Raw genomic sequence first — 7,523 nt, 5'->3', positions numbered from 1 at the left:
ACTTTTACACGACGACCAATATCACTTACCATTGCACGAACACGACCGAATGATGTTCCAACAACAATTGGATCTCCAACTCGAAGTGTACCGTTTTGAACAAGTAATGTCGCGATAGTTCCTTTACCTTTATCAAGCTGTGCTTCAATTACAGTACCAGCTGCATAGCGATTTGGATTTGCTTTATATTCTTCTACTTCACTCACAAGAAGGATCATTTCTAGTAAGTTGTCAATTCCCTCGCCTTGAATCGCAGAAATTGGTACGAAAATCGTGTCTCCGCCCCAAGCTTCTGGAACTAATTCATATTCTGTTAATTCTTGCATTACACGATCAGGATTTGCCGCTGGTTTATCCATTTTATTCACAGCAACAATAATTGGTACTCCAGCTGCTTTCGCATGGCTAATCGCTTCAACTGTTTGTGGCATAACACCGTCATCAGCTGCAACAACAAGAATTGTAATATCTGTTACTTGTGCACCACGAGCACGCATTGTTGTAAATGCCGCGTGACCTGGTGTATCTAAGAACGTAATTTTCTTATCATTTACATCAACTTGGTATGCACCGATATGCTGAGTAATTCCACCAGCCTCGCCAGCAGTTACTTTTGAATTACGGATAGAGTCAAGCAATGTTGTTTTACCATGGTCAACGTGTCCCATAATTGTAACAACAGCTGGACGTTCTTTTAAGTTTTCTTCATCATCTTGCTCATCGATGAATGTTTCAAATTCAGTTTCACTTACAACTACTTCTTCTTCTACTTCAATACCGTAATCAGTTGCAATTAACTCAATTGTATCTTTATCTAAGTCTTGGTTAATTGTTGCCATAATTCCTAGCATGAAGAGCTTTTTAATAATTTCAGATGGCTCTTTGCTTAACTTTTTAGCAAGGTCACCTACTGTAAGGCTTCCAGAGAAAGTGATTTTATCTGGCGTTTCTACTATTTGTGTTTGTTGTCTTCCAGCAAAGTTATCTTGACGTTTGTCTTCATTTGCTTTGCCTTTTTTCTTATTCTTATTGCTGTTCTTTTTACTGCGAACAACTTTCTCTTCTACTTCAAACTCATCTGCAACAGAAGGTTTTTCCGCTCCAGTGTTATATTGATTATCTAATTTGTTTACTACTTCATCTTCTAACATTGTCATATGATTCGAAACCTCGATATTCATCTCTTTTAGTTTTGTCATAAGATCTTTACTTGAGATATTATTTTTTTTTGCATATTCATGTACTCGAATTTTACTCATACCTTCACCCCCGGTAATTTGTATCGAGCATGCTACGTAGCTTTTTCGCAAAGCCTTCATCTAAAATAGCTACAACGACTCGCTCGTCTCTCCCAATCGCATGCCCTAATTGTTGTCGATTTTCGACTTTTCTCATTGGTATGTTGTAGTACGTGGTTTTATCAATGATGCGTTTTGTAGTGTTCGCTGACGCATCTTCAGAAAGCAATACTAGCTTTGCTTTGCCACTTCGTACTTCTTTTAAAACGAGTTCTTCACCCGAAATAATTTTTCGAGCGCGGTTTGCTAGTCCTAAAAATGATTTCCAATCAGACACTTATTTCGACTCCTTCTCAACAAGCTCAAGAAGCTCTTCGTACAGAGAACTGTCGATTTTCGCTTTTAGATGATGTTCCAAAATGTTTTTCTTTTGAGCTTGAATAATGCTTTCTTTATCTTTTGATAAATATGCACCTCGTCCTGATTTTTTTCCTGATAAATCAATAGACACTTCGCCCTCTTTGGAACGAACAATGCGAACTAGCTCTCGTTTTGATTTCATCTCTTGCGTCGCAATACATTTTCGTAACGGAACTTTTCGATTGCTCATACTCATCACCTCTATTCGATTTCGTCTTCAGCTGAATCGAATCCGAATGCGATTACGTTATCTTCTTCTGTCACAATACCAAGTTGTTTCGCATCAGACTCACTTTTAATATCAATTTTCCAGCCTGTTAATTTAGCTGCAAGACGCGCATTTTGTCCACGCTTACCAATCGCTAATGAAAGCTGGTGGTCTGGAACAACAACAGTTGTTGCTTTCTCTGCTTCATCTACAAGTACTTTAACAACCTGTGATGGACTTAAAGCATTTGCAACATATTCAACTGGGTCATTCGACCAGCGAACGATGTCAATCTTTTCACCTTTTAGTTCATCTACAACGCGTTGTACACGTTGTCCTTTTGGTCCTACACAAGAACCTACTGGATCAACATCGATATTCTCTGCATATACAGAAATTTTAGAACGGTCGCCTGCTTCACGTGCTACAGAGCGAATTTCTACAGTTCCATCATAAATTTCTGGAACTTCCATTTCGAATAAACGTTTTAAAAGACCAGGATGTGTACGTGATACGTAAATTTGTGGTCCTTTTGTTGTCTTTTCTACTTTTGTAATAAATACGCGAATACGATCATGTGGTTTATATTGCTCATTTGGCATTTGCTCACTTACAGGTAATAAAGCTTCTACTTTACCTAAGCTTACATAGATGAAACGAGCATCTTGGCGCTGTACAATACCAACCATAATGTCTTCTTCACGATCACTAAATTCTGAATAAATAACACCACGTTCCGCCTCACGAACTCGCTGTGTTACAACTTGTTTTGCAGTTTGCGCTGCAATACGACCAAAATCTTTTGGCGTTACTTCAATTTCTAGTACATCGCCATCTTGGTAGTTTGGATTAATTTGTCTTGCCTCTTCTACAGAGATTTCAAGACGTGGATCAAATACATTATCCACAACGTCCTTACGTGCTAAAACTTGAATTGTTCCCACTTCTGGGTTAAAGCTCACACGAACGTTTTGTGCTTGGTTGAAATTGCGTTTATAAGCAGAGATTAATGCTGCTTCAATCGCATCAATAATAATATCTTTACTAATACCTTTTTCTGACTCTAATACGAGCAAAGCATCTAACAACTCAGTGCTCATGAAGATCCCCCTTCTTACTAAAACGTAACAGCAAGTCGCGCATTCGCAACTTTATCCATTGGAATTTGGATTTCTTTTTTACGTGTTTTAATTGTTAATAGTAGTGTAATTGTAGTACCGTCGTAGGAAAGTAGCTTTCCTTCAAACATCTTCTCACCATCAATCGGCTCATATGTTTTAATTGCCACTTGTTTTCCTACCGCTTGCTGGAAGTCTTTCTCTTTCTTTAATGGGCGTTCCGCTCCAGGAGATGATACATCCAAAAAGTAAAGATGAGGAATTGGATCCTCTTTATCTAAAGCTTCGCTTAAACGTTCACTTACCGCACCGCATTCTTCAATGTCGACTCCCTTTTCAGAATCGATGAATACGCGTAAGAACCAGTCTTGTCCTTCTTGCACATACTCTACATCTACAAGTTCAAGATTTAACTCTTCAACGATTGGCTGCGCAAATGCTTCTACAACTTCTGTGACTTTCTTATCCATAAACAGCCTCCTTCCTGCCGCCATGTACCATTTACAAGAAAAGATCCCGTTCATAAAGACGGTCTATCTTATTCTTTCTCGTTAGCTAACAAAAGCCCCTGCCGTTAAGCAGGGAATATCTGTCCTAGTATTACCAAATTTAAGAAGTAAAACTTGTAACAAAATATGTATATACGACAGAAATATCTTTACTATCTACATAGACAAAATGTAGATAGTAACACGAAAGAGTGGGTTTCCCCACTCTCTTTTTCACAAAATATACATGACATGGTTATCTCGATTTACAGTATACCATAGCAAATATTGATTTGCAAAGACTTTTCCTACCTATTAGAACAGTGACAATTGGTTTTGATCCGGTAAATCTCCTAGACAACCTTGACCATCTAAATACTCAATAATCGTTTTAGAAACCTTACTGCGCTGCTGTAAGTCTTCCTTTGATAAGAAATCACCATTTTTACGAGCTTCAACAATACTGAAAGCTGCGTTTGTACCAAGACCAGGCACTGCATTAAATGGAGGAATTAAAGTATCCCCATCAATTATAAATTCGGTTGCATGCGAGCGGTATAAATCAACCTTTTGGAATGAATAACCACGCTCACACATTTCAAGTGTCATTTCTAGTACCGTTAATAAACTCTTCTCTTTCGGTGCTGCATCCAATCCCTTTTGTGCAATTTCATCAATTTTTACACGTATGGATGCTGAACCTTTCGCCATCGCCTCTACATCAAAGTCATCTGCACGAACTGTAAAATATGCCGCATAGAATAAAAGTGCGAAATGTACTTTAAAGTATGCGATACGTACAGCCATAAGTACGTAAGCAGCCGCATGGGCTTTAGGGAACATGTACTTAATCTTCTTACATGAATCAATATACCAACCTGGTACATTGTTATTTCTCATTTCCTCTTCCCATTCTTCTGGTACACCTTTACCTTTACGCACCGACTCCATGATTTTGAAGGCTAATGATGGATCCAAGCCTTGATAAATTAAATATACCATGATGTCATCACGACAACCGATAACTTCACTCAGTGTACACGTACCGTTATAAATTAATTCATTCGCATTACCTAACCATACATCTGTACCATGGGACAGTCCAGAAATTTGGACAAGCTCTGAAAACGTCGTTGGTTTCGTTTCTTCTAACATTTGTCTTACGAATTTCGTACCAAACTCTGGTATACCAAGTGTACCTGTTTTACAGTTAATTTGTTCTTCCGTTACCCCTAAAGATTCTGGACCAGAGAAAATCTTCATTACTTCTGGATCATCCGTTGGGATTGTTTTCGGGTCAATACCACTTAAATCTTGAAGCATACGAATAACAGTCGGATCATCGTGTCCTAATATATCAAGTTTCAATAAATTATCATGAATTGAGTGGAAGTCAAAGTGCGTTGTTCTCCACTCAGCACCTATTGAATCAGCCGGAAACTGAATTGGTGAAAAGTCAAAAATATCCATGTAATCTGGTACAACGATAATACCACCTGGATGCTGTCCGGTCGTACGCTTTACACCTGTACATCCCGCAACTAAGCGATCAATCTCTGCATTTCGAATTGTTAAGTTATGATCATTAGCATAACCTTTCACATACCCATAAGCGGTTTTTTCCGCAACCGTACCAATTGTTCCTGCGCGGTATACATAATCTTCACCGAACAGTAATTTCGTATAGTTATGGGCGCGTGGTTGGTATTCTCCGGAGAAATTCAAATCGATATCCGGCACCTTATCCCCTTTAAATCCAAGGAACGTTTCGAAAGGAATATCATGCCCATCTTTCACATATGGAACATTACATGTTGGGCATTCTTTATCTGGCAAATCAAAACCAGAACCTACAGAACCGTCATTAAAGAACTCTGATTGTTTACAATTTGGACATACATAGTGTGGTGGTAATGGATTTACTTCTGTAATTTCCATCATCGTTGCAACAAATGATGAACCTACCGATCCACGCGAACCYACTAAATAACCGTCTACTAACGATTTTTTCACAAGCTTATGTGAAATTAAATAAATAACGGCGAATCCATGTCCAATAATACTTTTCAATTCTTTTTCCAAACGAGCTTCTACAATTTCCGGTAGTTCATCTCCATAGATACTTCGTGCCATTACATAGCTCATATCACGTGTTTCATCATCGGCACCTTCAATTTTCGGTGTATATAAATCATCTTTTACTGGATGAACATCACCAATTAATGATGCAATCTTGTGTGTATTTGTCACAACAATTTCTTTTGCTTTGTCTTCACCTAAGAATGAAAAACAATCTAGCATTTCATTTGTTGTACGGAAATGTACAGGCGGTAATGAATGGCGATTTAACGGATTAGCTCCGCCCTGCGAACTGACTAAAATTTTCCGATATATCGCGTCCTCTGGATCTAAATAATGCACATTCCCAGTAGCAACAACTGGCTTATCTAACGTCTCACCTAGTTTTACTAGGTTAGAAATTATTGTTTTTAACTGTCCTTCATCTCGAACGAGTTCACGTTCTACTAAATGACGTAACACTTCTGGAGGCATGACCTCAATATAATCGTAGAACTGCGCAATTTCTTCTACTTCTTCAGGCGCTTTTTGCATCATAGCTTCAAACACTTCACCTTTGTCACAAGCTGTTCCTACTATAATGCCTTCACGATATTTTTTTAATAGTGATCGTGGTACACGTGGTACACGATAAAAGTAATTCAAGTGAGAATATGAAACAAGTTTATATAAATTTTTCAACCCAACATCTGATGTGGCAAGTAATGTCATATGACTTGGACGCCCACGTTTATATGCATCCCCTTGTCCCATACTATCGTTTAGTTGATCGTGATATTCAAATCCCTTTTCAATTACATCTTTTAACATCTTCACAAGTAAATATCCCGTTGCTTCTGTATCATAAATCGCACGGTGATGTTGCGTTAATTCAATATCAAGCTTTTTACACATCGTATTTAATCGATGATTTTTCATTTCCGGGAATAAGAAACGTGCAAGTTCTAACGTATCAAGAACTGGATTTTTCGTTTTTTCTATCCCAGCCTTTTTAAAACCTACGTGAATAAAGCCCATATCGAAGCTTGCGTTATGAGCAACAAGTGTATGGTCACCCATCCACTCCTCAAACTTTTTAAACACTTCGTCCACTTCTGGTGCATCAGTTAACATATCATCTGTAATACCTGTTAATTCAATAATCGTCGCCGATAATGGTTGATGAGGATTTGCGAAAGATTCAAAGCGATCAATAATTTCGCCACCTTTTATCTTTACAGCAGCTAACTCAATGACTGTATCATATACAGCAGATAACCCTGTTGTCTCAACGTCAAAGACAACATATGTTTCTTCTGCAAGTAGACGATGTGCTTCGTTATACGCTATCGGCACACCATCATTAACTAAATTTGCTTCTACACCATATAGAACTTTAACTCCAGCCTTTTTACCAGCAGAATATGCTTCTGGGAATGACTGTGCAACAGCATGGTCTGTAACTGCAATAGCCTCATGCCCCCATTTTCCTGCTTGGGCAACGAGCTTAGAAACAGAAGTAACAGCATCCATTTGACTCATTGGAGTATGAAGATGAAGTTCTACTCTTTTTTCCCCTTCTTTTGCTTTATCTTTACGAGAAGGCCCCGTTATTTCATTTATATCATTTGCGATCATAACTAAATCACGCACAAATGTATCATTTTGAACTGAACCACGCGCTTTTACCCACGTTCCTTTTTTCAAGGATTGTAACATCGGGATGTCTTCTTTATCACGTGAGAACATCTTAATCATAATAGAGTTCGTATAGTCCGTTATCTTTAAAGTTAATAGCGTACGTCCACTACGAAGTTCTTTCGTCTCTACATGGAAAACATACCCTTGAACGGTTTTTCTTCTTTCTTCATCTTGAATTTCACGCAGCGGCGTAATCTCTTCATCTGGCTTAATAAGATAACCAAGCACAACTGGTCCTTCATGAACAACATCACTTTCTTCAGCTTGCTTTTTAGCCATCTCTTCCATAGCC

Annotated in this window: 6 protein-coding genes; all 6 read right to left on the bottom strand. The window is 38.3% G+C overall.

Annotated elements, in window-relative coordinates; all coding sequences use genetic code 11:
- Window positions 1–1,259 (bottom strand): translation initiation factor IF-2 (infB, locus tag AC1DTM_RS14635; RefSeq protein ID WP_477000396.1); only part of this gene is annotated, 1,259 nt, incomplete at its 3' end.
- A gap of 4 nt (window positions 1,260–1,263) precedes the next feature.
- Window positions 1,264–1,575: a YlxQ family RNA-binding protein gene (locus tag AC1DTM_RS14630; protein WP_002111365.1), complete on the bottom strand. Its 312-nt coding sequence runs from the start codon at window positions 1,573–1,575 to the stop codon at window positions 1,264–1,266.
- Entirely contained in the window at window positions 1,576–1,848 is a 273-nt protein-coding gene (gene rnpM / locus AC1DTM_RS14625; RefSeq protein WP_002088161.1) for an RNase P modulator RnpM, read from the bottom strand. It abuts the gene before it with no gap.
- 11 nt (window positions 1,849–1,859) lie between these two features.
- A complete protein-coding gene (gene nusA / locus AC1DTM_RS14620; RefSeq protein WP_002111366.1) occupies window positions 1,860–2,966 on the bottom strand; it encodes a transcription termination factor NusA in 1,107 nt (368 codons plus the stop codon).
- A gap of 17 nt (window positions 2,967–2,983) precedes the next feature.
- Window positions 2,984–3,454 carry a ribosome maturation factor RimP gene (gene rimP / locus AC1DTM_RS14615; RefSeq protein WP_000359098.1) on the bottom strand — a complete coding sequence of 157 codons (471 nt, stop codon included), beginning with the start codon at window positions 3,452–3,454 and terminating at the stop codon, window positions 2,984–2,986.
- 333 nt (window positions 3,455–3,787) lie between these two features.
- A partial coding sequence (locus tag AC1DTM_RS14610; RefSeq protein ID WP_477000395.1) for a PolC-type DNA polymerase III occupies window positions 3,788–7,523 on the bottom strand: 3,736 nt, incomplete at its 5' end.

It is taken from the genome of Bacillus sp. P4_D3 (assembly GCF_056401855.1).
The sequence above is the reverse complement of the archived record's forward strand: the minus strand, read 5'-3'. Positions and strand labels throughout refer to the sequence as shown.

Excerpts from the sequence above, each read along its gene's own strand:
- nusA (WP_002111366.1), bottom strand. The coding sequence starts at position 2,966 with ATGAGCACTGAGTTGTTAGATGCTTTGCTCGTATTAGAGTCAGAAAAA.
- rnpM (WP_002088161.1), bottom strand. The coding sequence starts at position 1,848 with ATGAGCAATCGAAAAGTTCCGTTACGAAAATGTATTGCGACGCAAGAG.
- rimP (WP_000359098.1), bottom strand. The coding sequence starts at position 3,454 with ATGGATAAGAAAGTCACAGAAGTTGTAGAAGCATTTGCGCAGCCAATC.